Genomic DNA, 25,426 nt, shown 5'->3' with positions numbered 1-25,426 from the left:
ATCTTTCTCATCCATATCTCTCTATTTTAAATTCCAACTGAAAACAAACACGCAAAGTTAGACATCTTGACGATTACTAACTCTCAAACAAGCATTTACAATTAAAACATCCTCATATATTTTTTTCACTGTAAAGAGTCATTTATTTCATAGTTATGACTTTTTATTTCATAGTTATGATTTTTCCAAATCATAACTATGAAATTTTCAATACAAAAAAACATATAAAAACGTGGATCTAAATCTATCGTCCGGAAATGCCACAACTACGAATTTCTCACTTCAGACTGGATAGAAATTTCAAATTAAAAGTTAAAGCACAGATTGTCGAAAAAATAAAAATCCTAAAATATGAACGTTTTCAAACTTTTTAGAGGCTCTCTATGTTTATTATGAGATAAAAATAAAAACCTATGCGATTTAAACTAATAGGCCTCATCTGTCTTATAATGCAGTGTAATTTATCTTGCACTCAACGTATTATAAACAAAGAAACCGTCCAGACTTTGGATTTACACCGCTATATGGGGAAATGGTTTGAAATAGCACGCTTTGATCATCGCTTTGAGCATAATCTCGTAGGGGCTACCGTGGAATACTCATTTCTCCCGAATGGAGATATAGAAGTTGTTAACAGCGGATATTGGGGTAATTTTTCCGGTTCCTTCAAACGAGCGAAAGGTATAGCCAAAATAACAGATCCTACGTGTCCTAGTAAATTAAAAGTGTGTTTCTTTATGCGGTTCTACGCCGAGTACAACATTATGGAAATTGACGAGGATAATTACTCATACGCTCTCGTAGGCAGTAATACCTCAGACTATTTATGGCTACTTAGTCGTACGCCTACACTCCCAGAAGAGGCTATTCTCTTTTTATTGACTAAGGCCAAAGAAAGAGGATATAACACATCAATGCTCAAATGGGTCAAACAAAAACATGAAAATCAAAAATAATTTCTTCAAATTTCGCTATAAGCATTGAAAATATTCAACTTATGGCTAATTTTGTTGTTATAATATAAAAAGCGTTGTTTTATGAAAAAAATATTACAAGAGTTTAAGCAGTTCGCCATGCGAGGTAACGTAGTGGACATGGCGGTAGGTATCATTATCGGTGGTGCCTTTGGAAAGATCGTATCTTCTATCGTAGCGGATCTGATCATGCCGGCGGTAGGTTTACTTGTAGGTGGCGTCAATTTCACGGATTTAAAAATCACCTTGAAGCATGCTGTAATGGAGGGAGACAAGGTGATCTCTCCGGCGGTCTCCATTAACTACGGAAATTTCATACAAGTGACACTGGATTTCATAATCATAGCTTTCGCCGTCTTTTTACTTGTCAAAGGTGTTAATGCTTTAAGCAAGAAGAAGGAAGAGGCCCCGAAAGCTCCGGCCGCTCCCCCTGCGGATATCCAATTACTTACCGAGATTAGGGATTTACTGAAAAATAACAAATAAACACCAACCTTATTGGTTGACTTGCTGTTTCATAACTATAAAAAATAATGTTTTAACTCATAAAAAGTAGTAGTTATGAAAAATGTATTATTCGGTTTAGCCGTAGGTGTAGTTGTTGGTTACGTACTTCGCAGGATGGAAGATCAAGGACAGTTCGAATGTCTGGAGAACGAACTCCACGGTCTTACAGATAAGGCAAAGAAAAAAGTAAAGGACGTGGTAGACACGGGTAAAAATCAAGTCGAATACGTCAAAGACAGAGTAGAACATATGGTTGAAAAACCTAAAAGTAATTAATCGACCTCCCTGTTATTAGGGTAAGAAAAAGAAGCTATCACAAAAAAAGTCAATGATAGCTTCTTTTTTTTCATTTTAGATGTAACGTTTTTTCAACTCCATTCGTCTTATAAGAAAAGAGTATAAATTAATTACACTTCATATGAGAACAAGAATGATGGCCTTATTTGCGTTGATCGCTTTTTGCGTGATGCCTATCGAGGCGAAGAAAGTAAAAGGGAATGGGGATATTATCACGAAAGAAATCTCCGTCAGAGACTATTCAGCGATAAAAGTCGGCTCAACCGCCATGGGATATAGCGACAGTTGGTTCAGCCTATTCAGCCGTGGGGGAAATCCGTCGTACGTTTTCGGATATACGCAAGGAGAATCAGCGTCCTTACGAATCACGATCGACGAGAACTTATATCCTTATATAAACGTTCAAGTAAAAAATGAAGAACTTTCAATCTCCACAGAGAATGGTACACAATTAAGCCCTACCCGATTTAAAATAGAGGGCACTTCCAAGAAGCTGGAAAAAATCCAGATGTCCGGTTGTATGGATTTTGTCCTGAGAAGCGCTTTATCCGGAGATGATCTGGAAATTATAGCGACAAGGGGTAGCGACGTGAAAATGGAGAAACCGGTCAACGTATCTAATTGCATAATTGAAGCGACCAGCGGTAGCGATATCATCATCAACGATCTTACTACCCGAATAATACGAGGCCGTGCCAGCGGAGGTAGCGATCTCAAGCTTACGGGAAAAGCGGAGAACGGCGAATATTCCGCCTCAGGTGGCTCGGATATCAAGGCTTATGATCTTATCTTAAACCAGTTGGAATGTTCCGCCAGTGGTGGCTCCGATATTTATACGCACGTAACCGATTATATCAAGGCTTCGGCAAGCGGAGGTAGTGATGTACATTACAAAGGTTCGGCAAGATCGGATACATCCACTTCCGGAGGAAGCGATATTATAAAAGAGGGTAATTAACACCCTCTTTTTTTACCCTCTTATACATTGAATTTTATAACAAAAGTACTTCCTTTTCCAACCGCGCTATCAACAGAAAGTGTTCCTCCATGAGCTTCCACGAAGTCTTTACTGATAGCCAGCCCTAGACCACTCCCTTGTACCTTCGTTCCCGGCACACGGAAATAGCGATCGAATATACTTTGATGATATCGGGGATCAATACCCTTACCGAAATCTTGCACATAGATCTCCACGCTATGATCTTGCTGGCGGGCACCGATTATGATACGGCCATTCTCCGGGGTATAATGAATTGCGTTCGACAATAGATTCGTCAAGACCCATGCGATTTTCTCGCTATCCACGAAAAGCTTGGAAATCTTCTCCGGGTATTCCACCTCTATATGGCAATTGAAGCGATCAGCTTGCACTTGGTTCGCCTTTATCGCATACTCGATCAATTCGATCGGTTTGGTTATTTTCGGATTCAATTGTAGCTTGCCGGCCTCCACCTGCGTCATTTTCAATAGCTCACTGGTAATTTCCAGTAATCGATTACTACTTTCCTTGATACTTTCCGCCAGTGCTTTTTGCTCGTCGTTCATGGCTCCCACACGGGCATCCTCCAACAATTTCAGGCTCATCATGATCGCCGATATCGGAGTTTTCAATTCATGGGAGATCGTCGAGATAAAAGTGGTCTTAGCGGAATCCAACTCCTTAAACTCCGTGATGTTCTTCAATAAGATCACATCGCCCACATACTCCTCCGCCTCGCTATTCTCCGACACACGGATCGGTATATATTGCACTTGAAAATAACTTTCCTTATTATCCGCGTAAATTTTAAGCGGCTCTTTTTTCTCGCTCGGCTGGATCAGTTCCCGAACTAACCTGCGAAGCAAATCGTTCCGTAAGGATAATTCCGAGGCAGACTTTCCGATCACGTTTTCCCGCTTGAGATTCAAGATCGTCAAAGCCTCGTTATTGGCGAAAAGAATCTTACGATCCCGATCCAAGCCTATGATTGGCTCCGTGATACTATTCACGATAGCCTCTATATATTTCTTTCCTTGGATAATATCCGCCAACGTACTTTTCCGGTATTCCGTAAGCCGTTCCGCCATCCGGTTAAAGGATTTCGCGACCCCCTCGAATTCATCATATTTAGTGAGATCCAAGCGTTTCTCGTAATTATGGTTAGCGATCTCCATGATACCGTCCATCAACATACGGATAGGGGTATTTATCGAACGGGGGAAACGTATTAAAAAAGCGAAAGCGACCACCATACAAGAGAGGCCAATCCCCCAAATCCAAAATAAAGCCTTTTGAGACGTAGACTCCGCCACTTGGCTTTTCCTGTAGATAGAAGCCATATTCAAACTCATGACTTGATTTAAGGCGAGACGTACACGACGGATATTCTCCTCATTACGCTCTTTCGCCAATCGCTCGTATTGAGCGACTAGATGCGAGGTGGCCACGTTCTCATCGACCTCCGTGATATTCTTTTTCTGTAGCCCTAGGTTTTTCTCGAAATCTGCTTGAGCCGAAGGATCGCTATCGATTCGTTCCAGCGCATCCAGCATCCGGCGTGAATAGAGTAAAGAATTATAATTATCGGCCAATATGTTCCTTGTGTCGGCAGACATATCGGAGATGTTCTTTACCGATAGACCTCCCAGCAAAACGATCATGGCAAACAGCAGCCCGATTCCGTATCTTAGTTTTGTTTTAATCTTCAGACTCATAGGTGATGTATTTTAAGCGATTATTATTAAGTTTACGTTCAGCAAAGATAAACTATTTAGCAATGTCCGTTTCTCCTTGCATATCTTCAAGATGCTTTCGGGTATACATATAATGCAGAATATGAGATTAAAGCCCATACTCCTCAATCTTCCGATAAAGAGTAGTGAGGCCTATACCTAGAAGGCGGGAAGTTTCGGTTTTATTGCCTTTTGTGTATTTGAGCACTTTTTGGATATGCATTTTCTCTACGCCACTCAGGTCAAAACCGCTATAAGATTCCGTACTCGCCGCAGAGGAGGTTTGCATATTCAAAGGGAGAGCATCCAAGGTTAAGGTATCTCCATCGGCAATAATCAGGCTACGCTCAATTGCATTACGCAACTCACGTACGTTACCTTTCCAAGCTCGTTTTTTCAGGGCATCTATATATTCGGGCGAAATTGTTCGGATATTCTTTCCCATCTTGGAGGAAAAAGCGGAAACAAAGGCTTTTATATGGAGAGGGATATCCTCGACCCGTTCACGAAGCGCAGGAAGATGGATATGGAAAACGGAAAGCCGATAAAATAGATCTTCCCGGAAATGCCCTTGCTCGATCTCTTTCTCTAAATCACGGTTGGTAGCGGCAATAATTCGTACATCCACTTTCGTTGGTTTCGTATCGCCGATCTTGATAAACTCCCCGGTCTCAAGGATACGGAGCAATTTCGCTTGCAAGTCGAAAGCCATTTCCCCGATCTCATCCAAGAAGATCGTACCTCCGGAAGCTTCCTCAAACAAGCCTTTTGTCTCTTTCAAAGCACCGGTAAAAGCCCCCGCTTTATGACCGAACATCTCGCTTTCCAATAAATCCCGACTAAAAGAGGAACAATTGATAGCGACAAAAGACTTCCCTTTCCGGGTACTATGTTGATGGATGGATTGAGCAAAGACCTCTTTTCCCGTACCGGTCTCACCAGTCAACAGAACTGGAACCTCCGTAGCCGAGACTTTCTGAGCCAACGCTATCGCCGCTTGGATAGCGGGTGATTTACCGACAATCGTATCAAACGAATATTGCCTCCCGACGGACGTAGCTTCCTTCTTTTGCTGTTGATAAGCGGCAGAAGCTTTCTCCATCGCTTTGGCTACCAGAGGAATGATCTTATTATTATCATCCCCTTTCGTAATATAATCGAAGGCTCCATTCTTGATTGCCTGTACGCCATCCGGAATATTACCATGCGCGGTAAGTAGGATGATCTCGGATAGAGGGCGGAGTTTCTTTAAGTCCGACACCAAATCCACGCCATTACCATCCGGCAAGAACACATCGCACAATACCACCTCCGGCGAATGTTGCTCCATCTGCCTCAGCCCCGCCTTACAAGTAGCAGCCTGTAAAACCTCGTATCCCTCCAAACCGATAATGCGTGAAAGTAAACCTAAAATCTGCTTCTCGTCGTCAATAATTAAAACTTTGCCCATACACCGGAGTTATTTGTTTGGGCACAAATGTACGCTTTTTACCTTTTTCCCAAAAGCATTAAAGCATACATGTTAACGCCGTCTTATTTAAAATCGTCACCTTTCTCCTTGTAATGCTGATAAATCCCTCATCCACCAATCTCCCGATTTCCTTCGATAAAGCCGGGCGGGTAACACCAAAATACTCTGCTAACTGCTCTTGGGTATGTTCTAGTTCCACGACATTCGAATCCTTTTGCTGATGTTCGAATAAGTAATAAATAAAGCGGTTCCGGATGCCACGAAACGAAAGCACCTTCAAACGAGTCATCGTACATTTATTACAGCTAGTACTGACGCAAAGGAAATTATGCAGGAATAACGGCATAGAATGCATTAAGGTAAATACAGACTCCTTGGTGCCCTTAAGCAATACCACATCCTCGTCGACGGTAAAAGTAGCGGGGAATTGGTTTTTCTCGGAAAAGATATGAGGCGTAGCGAACGTGCGTGGAGCCTGTATCGTCTCCACGCGCACGATGTTACCTGATACGTCCAAAACATCCACGTTCAATTTTCCCTCCAATAAAACATGAAGGGCGTTACAAGTCGTCCCTTGATGAATTATGGTTTTTCCTTTTGGATGCTCCTCTACTGTATATTCAAGTTTATCCAAAAACTCTTCCCGCATCTTAAGCGTAAAATTCTTAAAAAGCGGGATTTTAAACATATCGGTTATATCCATCGTATCTTGTTTTGAAAAAAGGTTTACTCCTGCAAATATACCCTTTTCCTTGAGAACTGTTACCATTTCGTCGTGAATATAGTTGGATTAATATTTATTGATAACCAACCCCAATCTTGCCAATGAGACGGATTTCCACCCTTCACGGCCTTCATGGTATTCGTACCCAACATCGTAGAATATCCCGCGGATAATTTCACGTCTTTCATAATTACCCAATCCACTTGGAAATCCAATTCCGAACCTAAACCTTTACTCAATTTATCATTACCTTCGTATACGTCGCCCGTGATGGAGAAATAATGATAGGCTAAAGACAGGTTTACCTTGGAAGAAGGTTTATAAGCTACATTTATCTGATTATCCCATAAACCCGGATTCAATCCGTTGACAAAAGAGGAGGCGTAGAAATAATCCATGGCACCATAAAACTTATGATGGGTTCCGTACAGAGGATCAAACGCCTTATATTTCCCGTCGGCCCCATCCGAGCCACTCAGATAATCACTACCTACACCGATCTTCCATTGCGGATCGATTTGATAAGCGGCGTTTACCGCCCATAAGAAAGCGGAAACATCCCGTCCGCTTTTCGTCTTGCCGAATTGATAATAGATAGTACCACCTATCGTCCAGTTACTAGGCGTATAGATCAGGTTCGTTCCTAAGGTTTGCAGGTATTTTGTATCCGAGTTTTGTTTCTCGGCATCACCGCCTTCCATCCCTAAGTTCATAAACAAGAAGGATGCATTAAAACTCTTGTCGAAGAGATGCTTATACCAAAGGGTTTGCATCGTTTTATAGGGTTGCGCACCCGGAGCGTAATACGTTCCTCCGATCGTTTTCTCATCATTCTGGTTGAATGCGAGAATTAAATGCAGTTGGTTATTCGTGTTCTCGTAGCCTAGCTTCAAAGCATCATGATAACGACCGGCCACGTTCCAATCCAACGCCCCCATGATACGCTCGTCATCGTATACCAATGACTGGCGACCTAACTTAGCGAAGAAACCCGATCCGAAATCCAGCTTCGCCCACGCCTCATTCAAGATAAAACGGCCATTCTTATCGATCTGAGGATCCTGTCCCCATACTCCAACATGTTGCGCGGACAAGCCGATAGACAAACGATCCCGCTCATACCCCAAAGAAAGGCGGGCACGGTTATTGATAAACCCGGTGGACTCGGCATCTTTAGGCCGGGGGAATAAGACCCCGTTCCGGTACTCGGCTCTCGGACGTATCTGTACTTTCATCGAGAACGTGTTCTCTTTCGTATTTTGTGTTTCTTCCGCTTGCGCGAAAAGGGCCACGGAGAGCAAGCCCGCTACTAAAACAACTAGTTTTTTCATATACCTCTGATTTTAATTATTCCATATTATAAGTATGTACACTATATCCTTGCGCGGAGGGTAGATAATTCACGCCAACCCAACACACCTGTAGCAAAAGAAAAGAGAAAACCAAAAGCCCCAACGCCGCTGAATAACGCAAGCGGTGGTGAAGGCGATAATGGATATAAATCAAGTACCCCAACCAAGTGGCAGCCGCCCATGTCTCCTTCGGGTCCCAATTCCAATAATGCCCCCACGCCTCCTTGGCCCATAAAGCGCCGAACAGCATCCCAATCGTGAGAAAGGCCATACCGACATATACCAAGTTATCGCATAAACTCATCATCCCCTCGTCAATCCCCTTCTTCCTCGCACGGATCAGCAGGTAAATGGCGATAAGGGCAGCGGCGCCCAGCATGGCGTAAGAGAACATATAGACTATCACGTGCGGAGCGAACCACGGGCTTTGCAAAGCGGGCATCAAGGTCTTGTTATGTATCTCCGGCTTAAACAGATTGACACAGATAAAGACAAAGGCCAACAATGTACTAAAGGAAAGTATCCATTTATACCGCCAACGGACATAAGTGATCACGCCCGCCACCGGCAAGAAGAAAGAATACCATAGACGAGTCTCTCCCATCGTGCGCAAGGGCGGCCTCTCCAACGAGATCCACATCCCTATGATAAAAGCGGAGAATATAGCCAAGCCAAACACGGTCCAAGCGACAGCCCCCTTGGAAAAAGAAGGACGATAAGCCAACCATGCCCCACCTATCCAGCAAAATAACGCCGGAGCGGCGAAATAAATAAAGTAACTCCAATCCATACTATTCTTTTTTTACAGGAGCGGATAGGAATAATCCGATCGCCCCGGCTATCATCATTAAGATCCCTGTATAAACGATCGGCAACCATGGATCTCTCACCAACTCAAATACACTCATCCGGCTCCATTTACCTTTCGTCTCGTCGTAACTCAATTGGTAGATTTTCCATCCGGCAATAGAGAGTGGCTTATTCACCTCGATACATGCCTCCTTGGTCTGTTTATCTTTCGTATAGACCATTACGTCCGAGGCAAAGCGTCTCGGTTCCCGTTCCGGCATCACCATACTGACCTCATCATCCAGTTGGAGCGATATGTATGGAAAGATATAGCTGCCACAACTCACCCAGCCTTCCTTCTGCCGTCCGGTAAGTTCGTTACGTGCTTTTACGTATAAAGCGGTGGTCGCCCCCTCGGAGTGAAATTCCACGAAGTTTACCGTATCCTGCCCCATCACGCAAGCCGCCATCGGTAGTGAACGGGTAACCTCAACCTTCCAGCCTTGCAGGTTTCCGGCTAAGGGAATTTCCTCCACCAATATGTTCTCGGGTTGCTTTTCAGGAAGCGCTTTTCCGGTCGTATTGTCGATTAGCATTAACTTAGGAGGATATTCATCAATCGTAAACGAACGAAGCTCGATCGCAAGCGGTAGTTCTATCATCTCGTTCTTCTCGTCCGAAGCCCTCCACTCAGGATTCTCCAGCGGAACCGTCATCCGTAAACGGCGTAAATCCCCGTTTCCCAAGATCGCCGCCAGCAGCGTGATAAATAAACCGACATGGTTCAGCATAAACGGAACATCCCTCCAGCGAAACGATACGATACGCTTCAATGTGACAAAGCCCAAGACAAACAAGAAATAGAGAAACAGCAGGATAAAAGGCCACGACATCGTAATCCGCTCGATACCCGGACCCACAAATCCCATAACCAACACAACTGACAAAAGAGCCGATAAAGAGGTAATGCTCGCCGTTAACCCGGAAAACCACTGGACAACCGTGATTTTCCGGCCAACAACAAACCCTATACATAGAACCAACAGAAAAATCAATCCTCCGGCCACATTCACCGGATATTGGAACAACCCTGCCTGAACCGGGCCGGTGATCAGTTGCAAGCCAAATCCCGTAATCAGTAAACCGGCACAGATGACCCAGCCTTCAGCATATCCCCAAGGTTGTTTCCACATAATCAAATGTTCTTCGCTAAACGATTATTTTCTTGCGCCTCTTTCACCCATTGAGGAACGATTGTATTTAGGAATTTTTCCTTGGCGGTACGTTCAGCGGCCATATCCAAACCGATATATTGCTGAGCCTTTTCTTTCGTAGAGAAGTCCGGCATCGGAACATCATCCGTATAACCTAATTTCGCTAACACTTTCGCGGTAGCCAGACGAGCCTGCATCGCCTTATCCAATCCATTGCCTAATATCCTTTGAATCTCTTGCGGAGCGTGAAACGCGCCACCATGAGAAGCCACGCCGAAATCCCAACGCCATTGTGCCTGACGGATCAATTTCAATACATCTTTCATCTGATCCTCGGTAGCTCCCTTATCCCACGCGAACTTCGCCTCTACATGCGCTTTCGCTAACTCGGTCTCCAAACGGTTACGCATCTCATTCGCCTTATTCTGACGCTCGTACACATTATTGCGTAAAGTCTCCTCGCTCTCACGGTGGCAAACCTGACACGTACGGTCGATCATAGCCAACGGGCTTTGGATATGGTGGTCACTATATTTCACGCCCCCCTCGCTCTTATACGGCATATGGCAATCGGCGCAAGATACACCCCGCTGCGCATGGATACCCATCTGGGAGATCTCATAATCCGGATGCTGTGCCTTTAAAATCGGAGCACGGCTTAGCTTATGCGTATAATCGGCGAAACCGGCCTCATCGTAATAAGCCTCCATATCCTCAACCGTAGAACCTTTATCCCAAGGGAAAGTCAAGTATTTGCCATCGCCCTTGAAATAATATTCCACGTGGCATTGCGCGCAAACCAAGGAACGCATCTCTTGCTGGGTCGCTTTCGTGATGTCCTTGCCTTGACGCTGGAAAGCCTCGATCAAAGCCGGGCGACTGATATGCAGGTTCATATTCTCCGGCTCATGGCAATCGGCGCAACCGATCGGATTCACGATCTCTTTACCCAGAGAAGCCCATTTGCCCTTATAGAAATTATCCACGCCCATCGCTTGCATCATACGGGGAACATCCGGGCTTTTACAAGTCCAGCAAGTAGCCGGTTGCGGCCCCTCGTTCTCTGTCATCGGAGCGCCTACACGCAACGTGTTACGCATATCCTCGATCGCATGCATATGCCCTCTCGGGGTAGAATAATCCTTAGAGAAAGCGTAACCAGCCCAAAGGATCACCATTTCCGGACGAGCCTCCAGCACATCGACCGCCTGATTCCCGTTGTATAAACTCTTGAAACTCGTATCCGCCGTAGCTTCCCAAGTCTGGTACTCACGTGGATAATTCGGTTCGAACTTATCATTGCGAGCCTCGATTCCTGTGATCTCCGTCTTCTTATTATTCATTACGCTAGTGACCTCCGCATGTCTCTCGTTCACGGAAGCAGCGATCATACCCAAAACAAAAACAACGACCATGGTTCCTCCAAACAGCAACCAACCTTGCCATGATTTTAATTTCTTTTCCATAACTATACTGATTTATTATTATTTACTTAGCATATCTTTTAACCAGTCCGGCGATACGGACTTCGGATAAGGCACCAACGCATTCGGTGTAGAAGACAGGCTGTTCATACCTCCGTGTGGCACCTCGCGATGGCAATCCCAGCAAGCTTTCCCTTCTCCCGCCATTGCCATCTCATGATCGATCCTTCCGGTATTCACGAATTCCGTATTCAACTGCGTATGGCAACGGATACAGTTATTCATGATTACCTCCGCGCTCTCGTCGATCGCCTGTATCACTTGCGGTTCCCCTCGCATCATGAATACCGAGGCATGGCGCATTCCGTCCATACCTTTGAAGAACCACTTCTTCACGGCGTTCTCGTGCGGCACATGGCAGTCGTTGCAAGTGGCGTTACGGCTGTGCGAGCTATGATTCCATGTAGCATAATAAGGGCCCATAATGTGGCAATTCACGCAAGTAGCCGGGTCGTCGGACAAATAAGTCCACGCCCGGGAAGCATATAAGGTATAAGACCCCAGCCCGCAAAGGACACCTCCGGCTATGATAGCGGCTAGTTTCCAAGTTCTTGTCGGGAACAGCGTTTGTATTATTTCTCTTATTTTCATACCGCTGATTCTTTAATATTGGTTTATGAGACACAAATATCCTAAACTTGCGTGTAGGAAATTGTAATAAATATTACATTGCACGAAATTTTATGCGTAAAATGAAAAGATTGTTATTTATCTCGGTCTCCGCACTCCTTTTATGTTCTTCGTGCGTGAGTAAAAAGAAATACCTCCTTGCCGAGAACGGCCGGTTGGAGGCGATCGGACGTGGCGACGCCTTGAAGGAGGAATTGATTAAATGCAAGGACGATAACGACGCGCTCAACAACCGGATCGCCGCCTTGATAAGGGATACGACCACAATGGGGCGTGATATCCGTAATTACCAGACCATGTTGAATACCAATATGGGTGAGCAGGACAAACTGAATGCCTTGTTACAGCAAAAGATGAGTGAGCTGGACGAGCGTGAGCGTACCATCAACGAGCTACAGGATATGATGAACGCACAGAACGCGAAGGTACAGAATCTGTTGAGTAGCGTGAAAGACGCTTTGCTGGGTTTCAACAGTGATGAGCTGACCGTAACCGAGAAGAATGGTAAAGTATATGTAGCCATGTCGGATAAGCTTCTGTTCCAATCGGGTAGCGCAAAGGTCGATAAACGAGGCAAGGAAGCGTTGGCTAAGTTGGCCGAGGTGTTGAATAAGCAAAACGATATAGACGTTTATATAGAGGGCCATACGGACAGCAAGCCGATCAATACCGCCCAATTCAAGGATAATTGGGATCTAAGCGTGATCCGTGCGACCTCCGTAGTGCGTATCCTTACCAAGGACTACGGGGTGAATCCGCTACAGATACAGCCTTGTGGTCGTGGGGAGTTTATGCCGGTCGCTGATAACGAGACCGCCGATGGACGTAGCAAGAACCGCCGTACGGAGATCATCATGGCTCCGAAGTTGGATAAGTTGATGCAGATGTTGCAGTGATAATGATATTGTCAAGCTCCAGGTATTATCTACTGCCGGAGCTTGGCTAAAAACATTCCGTTCACTCTTCTAAATGATAGACAACACATCGATACCTCAATTCCGATGGTTTACAAGGAATCCATACATCCATATCCTCTCCTGTAGTAATGGAACGAATGATGTGTAGGAGGGCTGTATCATACATATCTGTTGTTTCTCCGACAGACATCATTGATCTATAAGCACACGACCGGATATGGAATTGAATATCCGCAAGATCATATACCTCAGATCTAAGATAAGGATAAAAACCGACCCTAGAGTTTATGGTATCATTCCAAACCCATAAACTAGTACCATCATCTTGATATGTATGTTCCGTCCTTACCACATAGGACTTATAGGTATAAGAACCCGTATAACCAAACTCATCCCCTACGCCATAAGGCAAATACCCTTCAGTCGTAGCCAGTTCATGCGCTAGAGTGAACCCTATGATATCCAAGGTATCATCACTTACCTTCTCTATCATCGACTCTGAATGCAAATCATTTTTTCCCAGATCCACATCCCGTGAGCAAGCCACATTAAAGCCCGTCATAAAAGCTAGACATACAACTATTAAATGTCTCATATCATTTTATATTTTTAATTGATCAAAGTTTACACGAAGATAACGCCATCGCAACTCCTCCGGTCGCATAGGAAGCCAGCGATCGATCTTCTCTCCATCCGAATTCTTCTCTACATATATTAAATAGGTACATGCTATCACTTGCCTCTTATCATCTCGCATATGCTGCGAACTGATAACGAAGCCTTGCGAACTAAAATCCTTCAAAAAACCCGCTTTCTCTTCCGCATACGAGTTCTGGCCTATATCATAAATACTATCCTCTAAAGAAACCACCTTTGCCTCATACGAGAAATAGAGATAAGAGGCATTCATATCAAACTCGCACGCAACAACCTCCGGCAATGTTCCCCATTTCGCGTCATACGCCTCACAAGCCGTGAAGCCCTTCACCAATATGGAATCCATCCCTAAGTCACCCCCCAGATGAATCGTATCCGGCCTTGAGTATAAAGTCATCTGATTAGCGATTTTAACCTCATCATCCCCACAACCAGCCAGAAATAGAGCTATAAATAGCCCACACAAAAACAAACCTTTATTCATATCCACTCTCTTTTATTTTATTTAAAATGAAAACGATATAGATAAGCAGATATTGCTTGAGCGTAACATTTATCCCATGAAGCCCAAGCCTTCATACACAAGCCATACTGGTTTATTATCCGGATTCCATAAGTAAAAAACAGCATTCCAAATTTACCGCTTGCATTTGATAGCGAAATACAAGATATACAAGAAAGCGATCAACGGGACGATGAAGCCCAGCGCCATATTCTCCTCGCCGATATATCCCATCAGCATCGGACTGAAAGCGCCGCCGGCGACTCCCATCACGATATAAGAAGAGGCTTTCTTGGTATAAACGCCCATACCTTCCAGCCCCAAGGCGAAAATCGTAGGGAACATGATGGACATGAAGAAAAAGGATAAATAAAGAGCGTATAGCGAAAGCGTACCTACGGAAGCCACCACCAAAGCCATACAAACGGCACTCAACAAAGAATACCAAGTCAGCAAGCGGCCCGGAGCCAACCACTTCATCGTAAAACTACCGCTCAAACGCCCGATCATAAACAAGGCCATTCCACCGAATGCCAGAATACGAGACGCTCGCAAATTACTGATGCCCGGGTCCATCTCCGTCACGTAATTAATAAAGAACCCGAAGATTCCCGTCTGCGCGGCGCAATAACAGAATTGGGCGACCACGGAACGTACAAACTGCCTACGTTTCCATAGGAAGGCAGCGGGTTTCTCCTCGACAATAGCGGTCACCTCCTCCTCCTCTTCTTCCGGCTTAATTTCCGGCAACTTCGTGAAAAAGAAGAGCAAAGCCACGAACAAGACGATACCACCTACCAAGATATAAGGTTTAGTCAACGCCATCGAATCTCCCTCCGGTGCCCCGAATATCAACAAACCACCTACCAAAGGCCCCAATATCCAACCTAATCCATTAAAAGACTGGGATAAGTTCAGCCGTTGGGCGGCGGAAGCGGACGGCCCCAATATCGTAGAATAAGGATTCGCCGCCGTCTCCAAGATACAAAGCCCGCAAGCGATCACAAACAAGGCGATCAGGAAAGGCGTAGCCGAATGCAAAAAAGCCGCCGGGATAAACCCGAAAGCACCGATAGCGAACAATAGCAAACCCATGATAATCCCTTTCCTATATCCGTAACGTTTCATGAACGCTCCCGCCGGCAACGCCATCAAGAAATAAGCGATATACGTAGAGAATTGCACCAAACCGCTCTCTGCCTTGGTCATCGTGAAGACTCCTTGAAAATGCTTGTTCAGCACATCCAAGAGTCCGTGGGCGAATCCCCAAAGCAAGAACAAACTCGTGATCAAGATAAACGGGACCAAATAAGATTTCCCTCCCGGGGCGGCCACCAGCGACTGTTTCTTTTGTTTTTCCATTCTTCCGTCTATTTACTCGCACCCGGCAATTTAAACATACATTCCATTAACTGCCATTTCTCCGACGAGGAGCTTCCCGGAGCGGCTTTCTGATACTTCGCCACGAAGTCCTCCCATTCCGCTTGCTTATCCATCGTCGCCAAACGGGCGAACGCCGCATCCCAATCAAAATCATCCGGCGTCTCCACGATCATGAACAACCGGGTTCCCAAACGGTAAATCTCCATATTCAAGATCCCTACCGCACGGATTCCTTCCGGTATCTCCGGCCAGATATGTTCCGGCGAATGCCAATAGCAATACTCTTTTATCAACTGCTCGTCCTCTTTCAGATCCAAGGTCTGACAATATCTTTTCATAACATTGTTTTTAAAATGAAGTCGCGAAGGTACAAAAGTATCCTTAATCCAGATAAACATCTTCGCCCGGATGCTTATAATAGGCGTACATCCGTTGGATCTGCTCCGGCAGCACACGCTCCAAGGACAACGGGGGCAACTCCTCCAATCGAAAGAAGCCTTTCCCCAAGATATCGAAGGTCTCGGTAAACGACCCGCCCTTCAACTCGCAAAGGATAAAAAACTTATATACATAATAAGGTATAGCGGGATGCGGATGCTTGCTCATATCCATCACGGCCAGCAAGCGGACCGGAAGCACATCCAAGCCCGTCTCCTCTTTCACCTCTTTCGCCGCTACCTCTTTCGGGGAATACCCCACATCGCTCCATCCGCCGGGCAACGACCAACATCCGTCCATTTTCTCACGGACCAGCAAAATCTCGTCTTTCTCGTTAAAGACAACCGCACGGATATCGACTTTCGGGGTTACATACTCTTGGGCCGGGCGGTAACCACTCGCCACATCATCGGGCTTCAATCCGGTAGCCAGAGCCGTTATCTCATCACTTAGGCGGCTCAACTCTTCATAACGTTCCGTATCGTACTCGCTTAATGAATAAACCAACCCCGTCTGAGACAAGGCCCGGATACGCTGGGCCAATAAAACCAACTCCTTACTTCTAGACATACAATTTCACTGTTTTAGATAACATGATCCTATGATATAGTTAATATGATTGGCGGAATCTCTCCGCAAGTCTATCGCCTCCAAAATAATGGCGGATGAATCCATATCGATCCGGAGAAGATCGGGATAGACGGACTCTGGGATAGGAGCCAGCCGCGAAAGCCCGACTTTCCGCAATTGCCCGTCCAAAAAACCATCATAGGATTTTTGATAGACCAAGACATCCTCTTCATCGTAAACCGCGATCGTATCATTCTCCGCCACTAACCGAGCAGCATCGCTCATTTTATAACTCCGTAAGCTCGCCATTGTATTATATCCCCGGATATCAACCGGCTTATCCGAGGAAATATGAATATACTCCACCTCCCAAGACTTCTTCATCGGATCATCTTTTCGAGACATTTGGGAGATATGTTCAATATTTTTGGCCGTCATCCCCGGGATATAAGTTACGCTCGCCAGCAAAAGGATCGCCCAACAGGCTACGTATAAATAAGATGCCCAACGTTTGACGGAAAATAAAACGGCAGCCCCGGTCAATATCAACCCCACGACAACTAAATAAACCCTTGGTTCGGTAAACCCATACTCACGAATCCGATAAAGCGTGCCTATCCAAAACATCACCAACGCCGGAAACACAGCAAGGCTGGCATGATCATAAAACCAATCGTAATACCTCCGGGTAAGAAAAACCTGACATCCTTTTAATATAAATGCGGCGGCAGTAAAACTTACCACTATAGAAGCAACCGCTCCCTTAGGCAATGACCACAGGACAGCGATCTTAATAAAATACAGATACAAGATCACCGCATAAATAAGCAATGCCGGAGAAAGCACATAGTTTAGCAAAACATCAAATAGCTTGCTCTTGAAAGGAAGCCAAGATCGCTCCCTTCGTTCATTAAACATCAAGAACAATAGTGGGAAAATGATGCTAAAAACGACAAAGGCCGTATAAGCGATTATTCTTTCTGCCTCATCTTGCCAGATCTCGAAAATATATTGGATTGACTTATAGATCGATCCGGACAACAGATAAATAACCACCGAAAGCCCGCCCGCATATAAAAGCGACCGGACAAAGAAAAGCGTATTTTCCACAAAGCGCTTGTTATCTTTCATCCATCCACTTCCCAAATAAACGAGTATCACAATGATCAACGAAACCAGATGCGTAGAAGAGAAAGATCGCTCTACTGGCATCATTAAAAAAGGAATCCATAACAACGCCGAGAAATAATACAACAAACGTCTCCTCATCCTCGCGCAACACCTGTTCAAGGTATAAACAAACAAGAAAACAACTGGCATATACTGTAGTACCATGTCGAAAAAACTACCCTCGCTTTCATAATCATAACATCCCATCGCACAGGCCAAAACCGAAAGCGACACCTCTACCGGATGGCTCTGTACCGCAGCTTTCATTCGCAGTCCAAACAACTCTATCTTTTTTCTCATATACGAACCGATTTACTATTAAAAACGTCTAAAGATAAAAGTTATTATCCAACCCGTCATTCTATCGTGCCAAAATAACGTATATTATGCCAATATTACAGATTTCCGTTTCATTGTATTTTATTCCAGTTTCTAAAAGATATTATTCCCTGCACCCGCATCCCCCGAATCATAAGTTCCCCATGCGTGAGTTAAACCTTATTCAATCTCTTTTATCCGCATTAACACACACATTATCAGATTGGCATGCCATTTGAAGTATCTATAGCGAATTCGAGATTAAAAAGGACGAGTTCAGAAATAAGAATAGTAAATAGAATGTTTAACTAATAATTGGAGGACTGTATTATGACACCGATGAGAAGAAGTCAAAATTGGTTACCGTATGTATTCAATGATTTATTTGACAACGACTGGATGATAAAAGCAAACTCTACAGCTCCAGCCATCAACGTGATAGAATCCGATAAGGATTATCGAGTTGAGGTAGCCGCTCCCGGTATGACGAAGAACGATTTCAACATCAAGATCGATGAGAACAACAACTTGGTCGTATCTATGGAGAAAAAAGAAGAAAAGAATGAGGATAAGAAAGACGGACGCTATCTGAGACGCGAATTCTCTTATAGCAAGTTCCAACAAACCATGGTTTTGCCTGACAATGTAGAGAAAGACAAGATTGAGGCGAAGGTTGAGAACGGCGTCTTGAGTATCAGCATACCGAAAAGAACTGAGGAAGAGGCTAAAATGGCCGAGAAAGTAATCGAGATCAAATAACCTCGATACACTTTCCTTCGTAAAAACTCAACAAAACCGATAATGGCTTGTTCTATTTATAAACAACATAAAATAGAATAAGCCATTATGATTTTAAGCAGAAAATTATCAGATGCTCTCAACGAGCAAATCAACATGGAGATGTGGTCATCCAACCTATATTTATCCATGTCGGTACATTTCACTCAGATAGGGCTGGATGGTTTCGCGCATTGGACGTTAAAACAATCGCAAGAGGAACTTGAACATGCCTATAAAATGATCGATTACTCAATCAAGCGTGGCGGACAAGTGACGATCGGAGTAGTTAATTCCGTTCCTACAGCATGGGGAGAGCCGTTGGAGATTTTCCAGCATATCTACGAGCATGAGGTGCATGTATCCGGATCAATCGACAAGATTGTCGATATCGCTTCCGAAGAGAAAGACAAGGCGACACAAGATTTCCTATGGGGCTTCGTCCGAGAGCAGGTAGAGGAAGAGGCTACAGCGAAAAATATTGTCGAGAAACTTAAATTATACGGAGAACATCATGCCGTATTAATAGATCATCGATTAGGAAAAAGATAAACGAATACTTGCTTGTCATACCTATAAATGGACCTAAAAAGCCATGTCGTCTTCTTGGGATGGCATGGCTTTTTTATAGAGGTCAAAGCCCTAAAGCCTGACGAATCGCCTCACTCCACAATTCGCCTAACCGGACCGCTCCTTTCTCATTCGGATGAAGATAGAACACTCCGGCGTTGCCCTTCTCCGCTTGGAAATCTGTCAAATGGTTTTCCTTAAAGTAATCAAATCCCTTCGTATCTCCCAGAAAGACTTGTCCGGGAAAATGAGACGCATAATAATCGACTAATCGTTGTATTTGCGGATAATAATCTTGGAGCCTTCGCAAGCCTTCTTCCAAATATTTAGCTCCATTATACGTATTCGGGCTATACCATAGAGGACGATGTACCACAATACGGCAATTCGGGTATAAAGCTAATAAGCGATTGATAATTGTCTTCATGTTCTCATAATACCGCTCGGGCGTTACCGGGCAGCCGTTCGTGCCTTCTATCGCGCTATCGTTCGTCCCCAGCATAATAGAGAACACCAAATCCGCCCAAGTCTCATCCTTAAATTTATCGGCAGCACGTACGGCCCACGGGAAGAGCGTATTCGTATCCGGCAAATAATCAACGGTAGTACAGCCGCTCTGTCCTCTATTGGAATACTTGACCGAAGCCACTTCCGGGCACTTGCTTAAAAACAACGCAGCCTTTACAGGAGGCGCATCATGGACAGGCTTCGGTAACCCGGCGCCAAACGTGATACTATTCCCGATAAATACGATATTCACATAACGTTTATTGTTTGCGGCTGAAGCAGACCAACACATAACGATACTTATTAAAATACATATGACTCCCTTAATTTGTCTCATGGCTCCCATTCAATTGATTCTCCTGCGAAGGTAAGAATAATTTGATTATCTCGGGATGTTTTTCAAGCCAAGCACGGGCTGATCGCGATTCCGTACGTGTCCCGTCTTCCATATAATACATCAATTCGCTCAGTTGTTCATCGGTTAACTTAAAGTTCTTGAAAAAAGAGGCTGCATATGGATCTTTCTCAGAGAATCCTTTCGTAGCGATAACCTCGATATGCTCCGAGTCTCCAAATTCCTCTTTCGGGTCTTCCAAGAATTTTAACGGATAACGTGAGAACATCCAATGAGGGGTCCATCCGGTAACCACGATCCATTCGTTCGCATCAATCGATTTTTTCAAGAAAGCGACCATCGTAGCCCCACTGGAAGATTTCAAATCAAAATCCAAAGAATAATCTTGAACCGCCTTATCCGCCGAGTTCATCAAACCGGCGCCGGCATCGATCCCTATAATCTCACCTTTAAACTGATCTTTATGGGCATTCAAATCCTCGATGGAACGAATGGTAACGTACTCCGGAACTACCAAGCCCAATTTCGCATGCTCATAAACCGTTCCGAGTGTCTCAAGCCGGTCCCCGTATTGTTCCATATAATCCGCATGGGTCACCGGTAACCATGCATCCATGAACACATCCGCTTTTCCCGAAGCGACAGAAGTAAAGATCGGGGCGATATCCGCATTTTTTAATGTTACCCGATATCCTTGATCCTCTAATATCACTTTGGCTAAGTTGGTCATAGCGATGCCCTCCGCCCAATTAGCGTACGCTATCGATATTTTCTTTCGATCCTTGCTATCCACACAACTGAAAATAAATTGCAAGGTCACCAAAAGCATACAGCATCCAATAATAATCGTAAATCGTCTCATATATCTATTTCTTTCTTTTCTATGTTTCTTATTTCTTTTGTTTATTCACTTTACCTTTCGCCCAGCCCTGCGTAATACGATCCAAGATAATAGCCAAGATAACGACCGCTATACCTCCTTCGAAACCTAAACCTATTTTCATTTGGGTAATTCCTCGCAAGACAATCTCACCCAATCCTCCTGCCGAGATCATGGCCGCTATCACTACCATAGAAAGTGAAAGCATGATCGTTTGATTCACTCCCGTCATGATCGTTGGCAAAGCCAATGGCAATTGCACCTTATAAAGCAACTGAGAGGAAGTAGCGCCAAATGAGCGGGTAGCCTCCACAATATCGGCCGGGACTTGACGGATTCCCAGATCGGTCAGCCGTACAACCGGAGGCATGGCGAAAATCACCGTTGCGAAAGCGCCGGGTACCGGTCCCAAACCAAAAAACAAAACGGCTGGTATCAAGTAGACGAAAGCCGGCATCGTTTGCATCAAATCCAAGACCGGATGGATGATCTTATCCGCCCGATCACTGCGTGCGGTCCAAATTCCTAACGGAACTCCGATCATCAAGGCGATGATGGTAGAAGACAGTACCAAGGCCAAAGTCTGCATCGTTTCCACCCAGAAACCCATTCCGTAAATTAACAATAGACCCAATGCCGTGAACACGCCGACTCCTTTTCCTGCCTTGAACCAAGCCAACAATGCCAAGCCCAAAATCATCACATAAAACGGAATCCAAGTCAGCCCATCTTGAAAAGTATCGATAAATCCTCCGACCCCATCATTTATCACATCAAAAAAACGAGCGAAATGCTCAGTCAGCCAATTAATGGCAATCTCTATATATTTTCCTATATTTATCATAATTCTATCGCATTTTGAACAATTTGATCTATTTCCTCTTTATCCTTCCCCGTCATCTCGATTATAATCGATGAAGTAGAAACCAAGCCAGCCAATTGGTTGGCCTCATTAACGACCGGTAAGGCCTGCCGGATCTCCGGTAACAAAGGAAGCATATCCTCAACCGTCGTGTTTTCCAGAACCGAAGGCACCTCTTTCATCACAATCGATGAGAGATCATGATTCCCCGCTTTCCGAAGAGCCAAGACATCTTTCAAACGAACCTCGCCCAGAAATTGCCTATTCCCATCCACGACCGGCAATACATATAAGTTTTTCTCTTTCATTTTCCTCAACACGGTCTCCGGGCCATCTTTACGGATACGAGCGACAACCGGCTGGGTTATCATAATCGATGAGGCCGTAACGATACGTCCACGATCTACATTTTCCGTAAATCTAGAGACATAATGATTGGCCGGATCTGTCAAGATCTCTTCAGGGGTACCTACTTGCACGACCTCCCCGTCTTTCATAATGGCGATACGATCCCCCAACTTAATCGCCTCGTCAAGATCATGCGTAATAAAGATGATCGTTTTTTGCATCTTCTCTTGTAGTTTCAATAGCTCATCCTGCATCTGTACACGGATCAATGGGTCTAAGGCAGAAAAAGCCTCATCCATCAAGAGCACCTCGGGATCATTCGCGATCGCACGGGCCAATCCGACACGTTGCTGCATACCTCCAGACAACTCGCTAACCTTCTGGTTCTCGTATCCTTTTAACCCTACTAGGGCTACACTTTCCACAGCTTTCTGGTCTCTTTCTTTTTTAGGAACCCCTTGTAACTCCAAGCCAAAAGCGATATTACTCAATACCGTGCGATGGGGCAGCAATCCAAAATGCTGGAAAACCATAGCCATTTCCTTACGCCGTATATCCAATAATTCTTTATCCGAGGAAGTCGTTATGTTTTTTCCGTTGATAAAGACTTCTCCCAAAGAGGGTTCGTTCAATCGGTTAATACAACGTAACAGCGTAGATTTTCCACTTCCGGAAAGTCCCATTATCACAAATAACTCCCCTTCCTCAATCTTTAGGTTCGCATTACGTACAGCTACCGTGCAACCCGTTTCTTTCAAAATGTTTTGTTTACTTTTTCCCGCTACTAGCATTCTTTTCGCACGCATTTTCTCCGGGCCGAAAAGAATAGATAAATTCTTTATTTCTATTTTCGTCATATAAAATCCTTGATTACAGGTATGATACAAAAAGATTAGGCCATAAGTCCAGAATTTCTTATGGCAAAACATAAACCAAAAGCATGTATAAGTTAATGCTTATTATGGAAATTGACTACAACCTAAATCATCTCTTATATAGACAACCGAATTTCAAAGAGTTTTGTTCACTAGTTTTTCCAACTATTGGGTCTTTTCATAGGTAAAGTGAAAATAAATGTAGAACCAAATCCTTCTTCGGAAATCACTGAAATATTACCGCCCATTTTTAATACCAGACCTTTACAAATTGCTAATCCCAATCCGACTCCTTGCTCAAAATCGCTTAATTGCACGAATCGGGCAAAGATATTATCCAATTCATCCTTGGGAATGCCACAGCCTGTATCCGAGACATAAAACTTAACCATTTTCCCCTCAGCCTCAAGCGTATATCCAAACCAGATACTACCTTTCTTGGTATGCTTAACCGCATTCGTCAATAAATTCATGCAAATTTGCCATAATCGATTCCGATCTATATTAAATATGATATCGGAACATGCATCCAAGGTTATTTCCACCCCTTCCGGCTTACGTAATTGTATGGAGTTATATATATCTTTCATAAAGGAGGGTAAATAAACATCCATATAAGTAAACGTCATCATATCAGACTCGATTCTGGAAATATCCAAAACATCATTTACTATACTTAAAAGTAAATCATTGTTCATCTTGATCAAGCTAATATAATTTTGACGCAATTCCAAATCCTCCTCCACTCCTAACAAATCAGAGAAGCCGACAATAGCGTTCAATGGTGTACGGATCTCATGGGTCATATTCGCTAAGAAAGTTGACTTAAGCATATCCGCCTCCTCCGCTTTTTCCTTGGCACGGATCAAGTCTTCCTCAAACTCCAATCGTTCTTGATCATCGATCATACAGCCAACAATCAAATTCGGAAAACCATTCTCATCCTTCTCATGCGTCTTACCGATCACCTCATAGATCCGATAGGTGTTATCATCGTTCTTTAGACGAAAATCTATTTTATATTCATCCAATTTATTCGTACGGATCGTATTGAATAGATAGAAAAAGTCGCCAGAATCGTCCGGGTGACGAAGTTGCGGCAAAGCCTGACAGATGAACTGATTACGTTTCAATAAACTATTGGTCGTGCCATAAAACTGGAAACAACGGTTACAATGTACTTTATCGCAAGACTTAAACCGGCTGAAATTAAAAGAATAAGTCGTAATCTTGCTATTCTGCAAAGCAAGCTCCATCATCATCCGGCTTTCGGACAACTTACTGCTTAACGCCTCATTCGCTTTCTCCTGCTCAACGAGCTCCGATACATTCCGTATATAAATAATCACATACCGGTCATGTACAGGTACCAACCGTAGTTTAAAATAAACGATCGGAGCGTTATGTCCCGGAATCGATAAATCTAAATTCATGATCTCCGACTTATTCAAGCAACTTTGCACGATCGCAGCCACACGACGCTTAGTCTCATCCGGATAAATGAAACCCGGAAGATCATCGATACGCCGATTGATCGACTCTGGTGTTATACAAGTCTCCATAGCATAAGCGATAATCCTCTCTACAACCAGTTGCTTGTTTACCAAAAGGATCGTATCAGGAACCGCTTCCGCCATCTTTTGCGACATGTCCGTCAATTCCTTCAATTCCCGGTCATAACCGGCTGCCTCCTGCCCGACCGCCGGATTACCCGTTAATAATAAGGTATATCCAAGAATCTCTCTATTCTCATTCATTGAGGGGATGATAGAATACGGTACAGGCAAAGAACCGGAAACCACGCTTCCCCCACGCAGATATTGTTTTTGAAGATCGGTCAACAAATCTGTACGAAAAAGATTATTTAATAAGAAGTCCGCTTCATTCGTAAAAGGAAATTTCTCGTTTAAGGACTTATTTATATCAATTAGCGCACCGTTTTTATCATACAGAGCACCTCCCATGGGATAATATGTAAAAAAATCTGTCAGCAAACGCTGTTTTACCTCGGAAACCTCCATATACTTTCTTTATTAACATCAATAAGTTACAAAGAAATAAAATCTTTGAAAATCAGAGAAATTTTAAAGCATAAACTTTAGGTCTATTTCACAAGAAAATCAGTCTCTTTACTAAAAAGCAA

General features: G+C 44.1%; 26 protein-coding genes. 7 read left to right on the top strand and 19 right to left on the bottom strand.

Going from position 1 to position 25,426, the window contains the following annotated elements; all coding sequences use genetic code 11:
• Positions 1-413 precede the first annotated feature (413 nt).
• The 4 genes from DW033_RS14165 (at position 414) to DW033_RS14150 (ending at position 2,736) form a co-directional block, all read left to right on the top strand.
• Positions 414-956, top strand: a complete 543-nt coding sequence (locus DW033_RS14165; RefSeq protein WP_122382856.1) for a lipocalin family protein — start codon at positions 414-416, stop codon at positions 954-956.
• Positions 957-1,037: 81 nt separating this feature from the next.
• Positions 1,038-1,460 carry a large-conductance mechanosensitive channel protein MscL gene (gene mscL / locus DW033_RS14160; RefSeq protein ID WP_005865683.1) on the top strand — a complete coding sequence of 141 codons (423 nt, stop codon included), beginning with the start codon at positions 1,038-1,040 and terminating at the stop codon, positions 1,458-1,460.
• Between the two features lie 75 nt (positions 1,461-1,535).
• Entirely contained in the window at positions 1,536-1,757 is a 222-nt protein-coding gene (locus DW033_RS14155; RefSeq protein ID WP_005855327.1) for a hypothetical protein, read from the top strand.
• A 142-nt stretch (positions 1,758-1,899) separates the two neighbouring features.
• The gene (locus tag DW033_RS14150) at positions 1,900-2,736 is read left to right on the top strand and encodes a head GIN domain-containing protein (protein WP_009276823.1); all 837 of its coding nucleotides are present in this window, start codon (positions 1,900-1,902) and stop codon (positions 2,734-2,736) included.
• A gap of 20 nt (positions 2,737-2,756) precedes the next feature.
• Here the strand turns inward: DW033_RS14150 and DW033_RS14145 are convergent, their stop codons facing one another.
• From DW033_RS14145 to nrfH, 8 genes are all read right to left on the bottom strand, one after another.
• Complete coding sequence (locus tag DW033_RS14145) at positions 2,757-4,472, bottom strand: ATP-binding protein (protein WP_122382855.1); 1,716 nt, start codon at positions 4,470-4,472, stop codon at positions 2,757-2,759.
• Positions 4,473-4,599: 127 nt separating this feature from the next.
• Positions 4,600-5,940 (bottom strand): sigma-54 dependent transcriptional regulator, encoded by a 1,341-nt coding sequence (locus DW033_RS14140; protein WP_122382854.1) that lies wholly within the window; start codon positions 5,938-5,940, stop codon positions 4,600-4,602.
• 58 nt (positions 5,941-5,998) lie between these two features.
• Positions 5,999-6,664, bottom strand: a complete 666-nt coding sequence (locus DW033_RS14135) for a Crp/Fnr family transcriptional regulator (protein ID WP_034532394.1) — start codon at positions 6,662-6,664, stop codon at positions 5,999-6,001.
• Between the two features lie 59 nt (positions 6,665-6,723).
• On the bottom strand, positions 6,724-8,016 hold the full coding sequence (locus DW033_RS14130) for an alginate export family protein (protein ID WP_008774422.1): 1,293 nt from the start codon (positions 8,014-8,016) through the stop codon (positions 6,724-6,726).
• Between the two features lie 16 nt (positions 8,017-8,032).
• Positions 8,033-8,827, bottom strand: coding sequence for a cytochrome c biogenesis protein CcsA (gene ccsA, locus DW033_RS14125; RefSeq protein WP_008774423.1), 795 nt, complete (start codon positions 8,825-8,827; stop codon positions 8,033-8,035).
• A 1-nt stretch (position 8,828) separates the two neighbouring features.
• Positions 8,829-10,019, bottom strand: a complete 1,191-nt coding sequence (locus DW033_RS14120; protein WP_048928319.1) for a cytochrome c biogenesis protein ResB — start codon at positions 10,017-10,019, stop codon at positions 8,829-8,831.
• Positions 10,020-10,021: 2 nt separating this feature from the next.
• On the bottom strand, positions 10,022-11,506 hold the full coding sequence (gene nrfA / locus DW033_RS14115; RefSeq protein WP_048928320.1) for an ammonia-forming cytochrome c nitrite reductase: 1,485 nt from the start codon (positions 11,504-11,506) through the stop codon (positions 10,022-10,024).
• Positions 11,507-11,524: 18 nt separating this feature from the next.
• Positions 11,525-12,115 (bottom strand): cytochrome c nitrite reductase small subunit, encoded by a 591-nt coding sequence (nrfH, locus tag DW033_RS14110; protein WP_009018642.1) that lies wholly within the window; start codon positions 12,113-12,115, stop codon positions 11,525-11,527.
• 101 nt (positions 12,116-12,216) lie between these two features.
• Between nrfH and DW033_RS14105 the strand changes: the two genes are divergently transcribed.
• Positions 12,217-13,050 (top strand): OmpA family protein, encoded by an 834-nt coding sequence (locus DW033_RS14105; protein WP_011965889.1) that lies wholly within the window; start codon positions 12,217-12,219, stop codon positions 13,048-13,050.
• A gap of 61 nt (positions 13,051-13,111) precedes the next feature.
• Here the strand turns inward: DW033_RS14105 and DW033_RS14100 are convergent, their stop codons facing one another.
• The 6 genes from DW033_RS14100 to DW033_RS14075 form a co-directional block, all read right to left on the bottom strand.
• Positions 13,112-13,666, bottom strand: coding sequence for a hypothetical protein (locus tag DW033_RS14100; RefSeq protein ID WP_036611843.1), 555 nt, complete (start codon positions 13,664-13,666; stop codon positions 13,112-13,114).
• A gap of 6 nt (positions 13,667-13,672) precedes the next feature.
• Entirely contained in the window at positions 13,673-14,212 is a 540-nt protein-coding gene (locus DW033_RS14095; protein ID WP_122297624.1) for a hypothetical protein, read from the bottom strand.
• Positions 14,213-14,365: 153 nt separating this feature from the next.
• A complete protein-coding gene (locus tag DW033_RS14090; protein WP_122297625.1) occupies positions 14,366-15,592 on the bottom strand; it encodes a sugar MFS transporter in 1,227 nt (408 codons plus the stop codon).
• 8 nt (positions 15,593-15,600) lie between these two features.
• Positions 15,601-15,951: an L-rhamnose mutarotase gene (locus DW033_RS14085; protein ID WP_009018638.1), complete on the bottom strand. Its 351-nt coding sequence runs from the start codon at positions 15,949-15,951 to the stop codon at positions 15,601-15,603.
• A gap of 43 nt (positions 15,952-15,994) precedes the next feature.
• Positions 15,995-16,621 carry an NUDIX hydrolase N-terminal domain-containing protein gene (locus DW033_RS14080; protein ID WP_034532374.1) on the bottom strand — a complete coding sequence of 209 codons (627 nt, stop codon included), beginning with the start codon at positions 16,619-16,621 and terminating at the stop codon, positions 15,995-15,997.
• A 6-nt stretch (positions 16,622-16,627) separates the two neighbouring features.
• Positions 16,628-18,091 (bottom strand): DUF4153 domain-containing protein, encoded by a 1,464-nt coding sequence (locus tag DW033_RS14075; protein WP_122297626.1) that lies wholly within the window; start codon positions 18,089-18,091, stop codon positions 16,628-16,630.
• Positions 18,092-18,439: 348 nt separating this feature from the next.
• Between DW033_RS14075 and DW033_RS14070 the strand changes: the two genes are divergently transcribed.
• Both DW033_RS14070 and DW033_RS14065 read left to right on the top strand, forming a co-directional pair.
• A complete protein-coding gene (locus DW033_RS14070) occupies positions 18,440-18,868 on the top strand; it encodes an Hsp20/alpha crystallin family protein (RefSeq protein WP_005855288.1) in 429 nt (142 codons plus the stop codon).
• 87 nt (positions 18,869-18,955) lie between these two features.
• Positions 18,956-19,438: a ferritin gene (locus DW033_RS14065; RefSeq protein ID WP_121962499.1), complete on the top strand. Its 483-nt coding sequence runs from the start codon at positions 18,956-18,958 to the stop codon at positions 19,436-19,438.
• Between the two features lie 82 nt (positions 19,439-19,520).
• Here DW033_RS14065 and DW033_RS14060 read toward each other — a convergent pair whose 3' ends face one another.
• The 5 genes from DW033_RS14060 to DW033_RS14040 form a co-directional block, all read right to left on the bottom strand.
• A complete protein-coding gene (locus DW033_RS14060) occupies positions 19,521-20,300 on the bottom strand; it encodes a GDSL-type esterase/lipase family protein (RefSeq protein ID WP_008781006.1) in 780 nt (259 codons plus the stop codon).
• Positions 20,287-21,180, bottom strand: coding sequence for a glycine betaine ABC transporter substrate-binding protein (locus DW033_RS14055; RefSeq protein WP_005855279.1), 894 nt, complete (start codon positions 21,178-21,180; stop codon positions 20,287-20,289). The genes DW033_RS14060 and DW033_RS14055 overlap by 14 nt, the downstream gene beginning before the upstream one ends.
• Before the next feature lie 28 nt (positions 21,181-21,208).
• Positions 21,209-22,042, bottom strand: coding sequence for a proline/glycine betaine ABC transporter permease (locus DW033_RS14050; protein WP_008774434.1), 834 nt, complete (start codon positions 22,040-22,042; stop codon positions 21,209-21,211).
• Positions 22,039-23,265, bottom strand: a complete 1,227-nt coding sequence (locus DW033_RS14045) for a glycine betaine/L-proline ABC transporter ATP-binding protein (RefSeq protein WP_008781005.1) — start codon at positions 23,263-23,265, stop codon at positions 22,039-22,041. The genes DW033_RS14050 and DW033_RS14045 overlap by 4 nt, the downstream gene beginning before the upstream one ends.
• 170 nt (positions 23,266-23,435) lie before the next feature.
• On the bottom strand, positions 23,436-25,304 hold the full coding sequence (locus DW033_RS14040; protein WP_122382853.1) for a HAMP domain-containing sensor histidine kinase: 1,869 nt from the start codon (positions 25,302-25,304) through the stop codon (positions 23,436-23,438).
• Positions 25,305-25,426: the final 122 nt, after the last annotated feature.

The sequence above is a fragment of the Parabacteroides sp. AF39-10AC genome (genome assembly GCF_003635405.1).
In the GTDB taxonomy this organism is placed as follows: Bacteria; Bacteroidota; Bacteroidia; order Bacteroidales; family Tannerellaceae; genus Parabacteroides; species Parabacteroides distasonis.
This window is presented reverse-complemented; position numbering and strand designations above follow the sequence as displayed.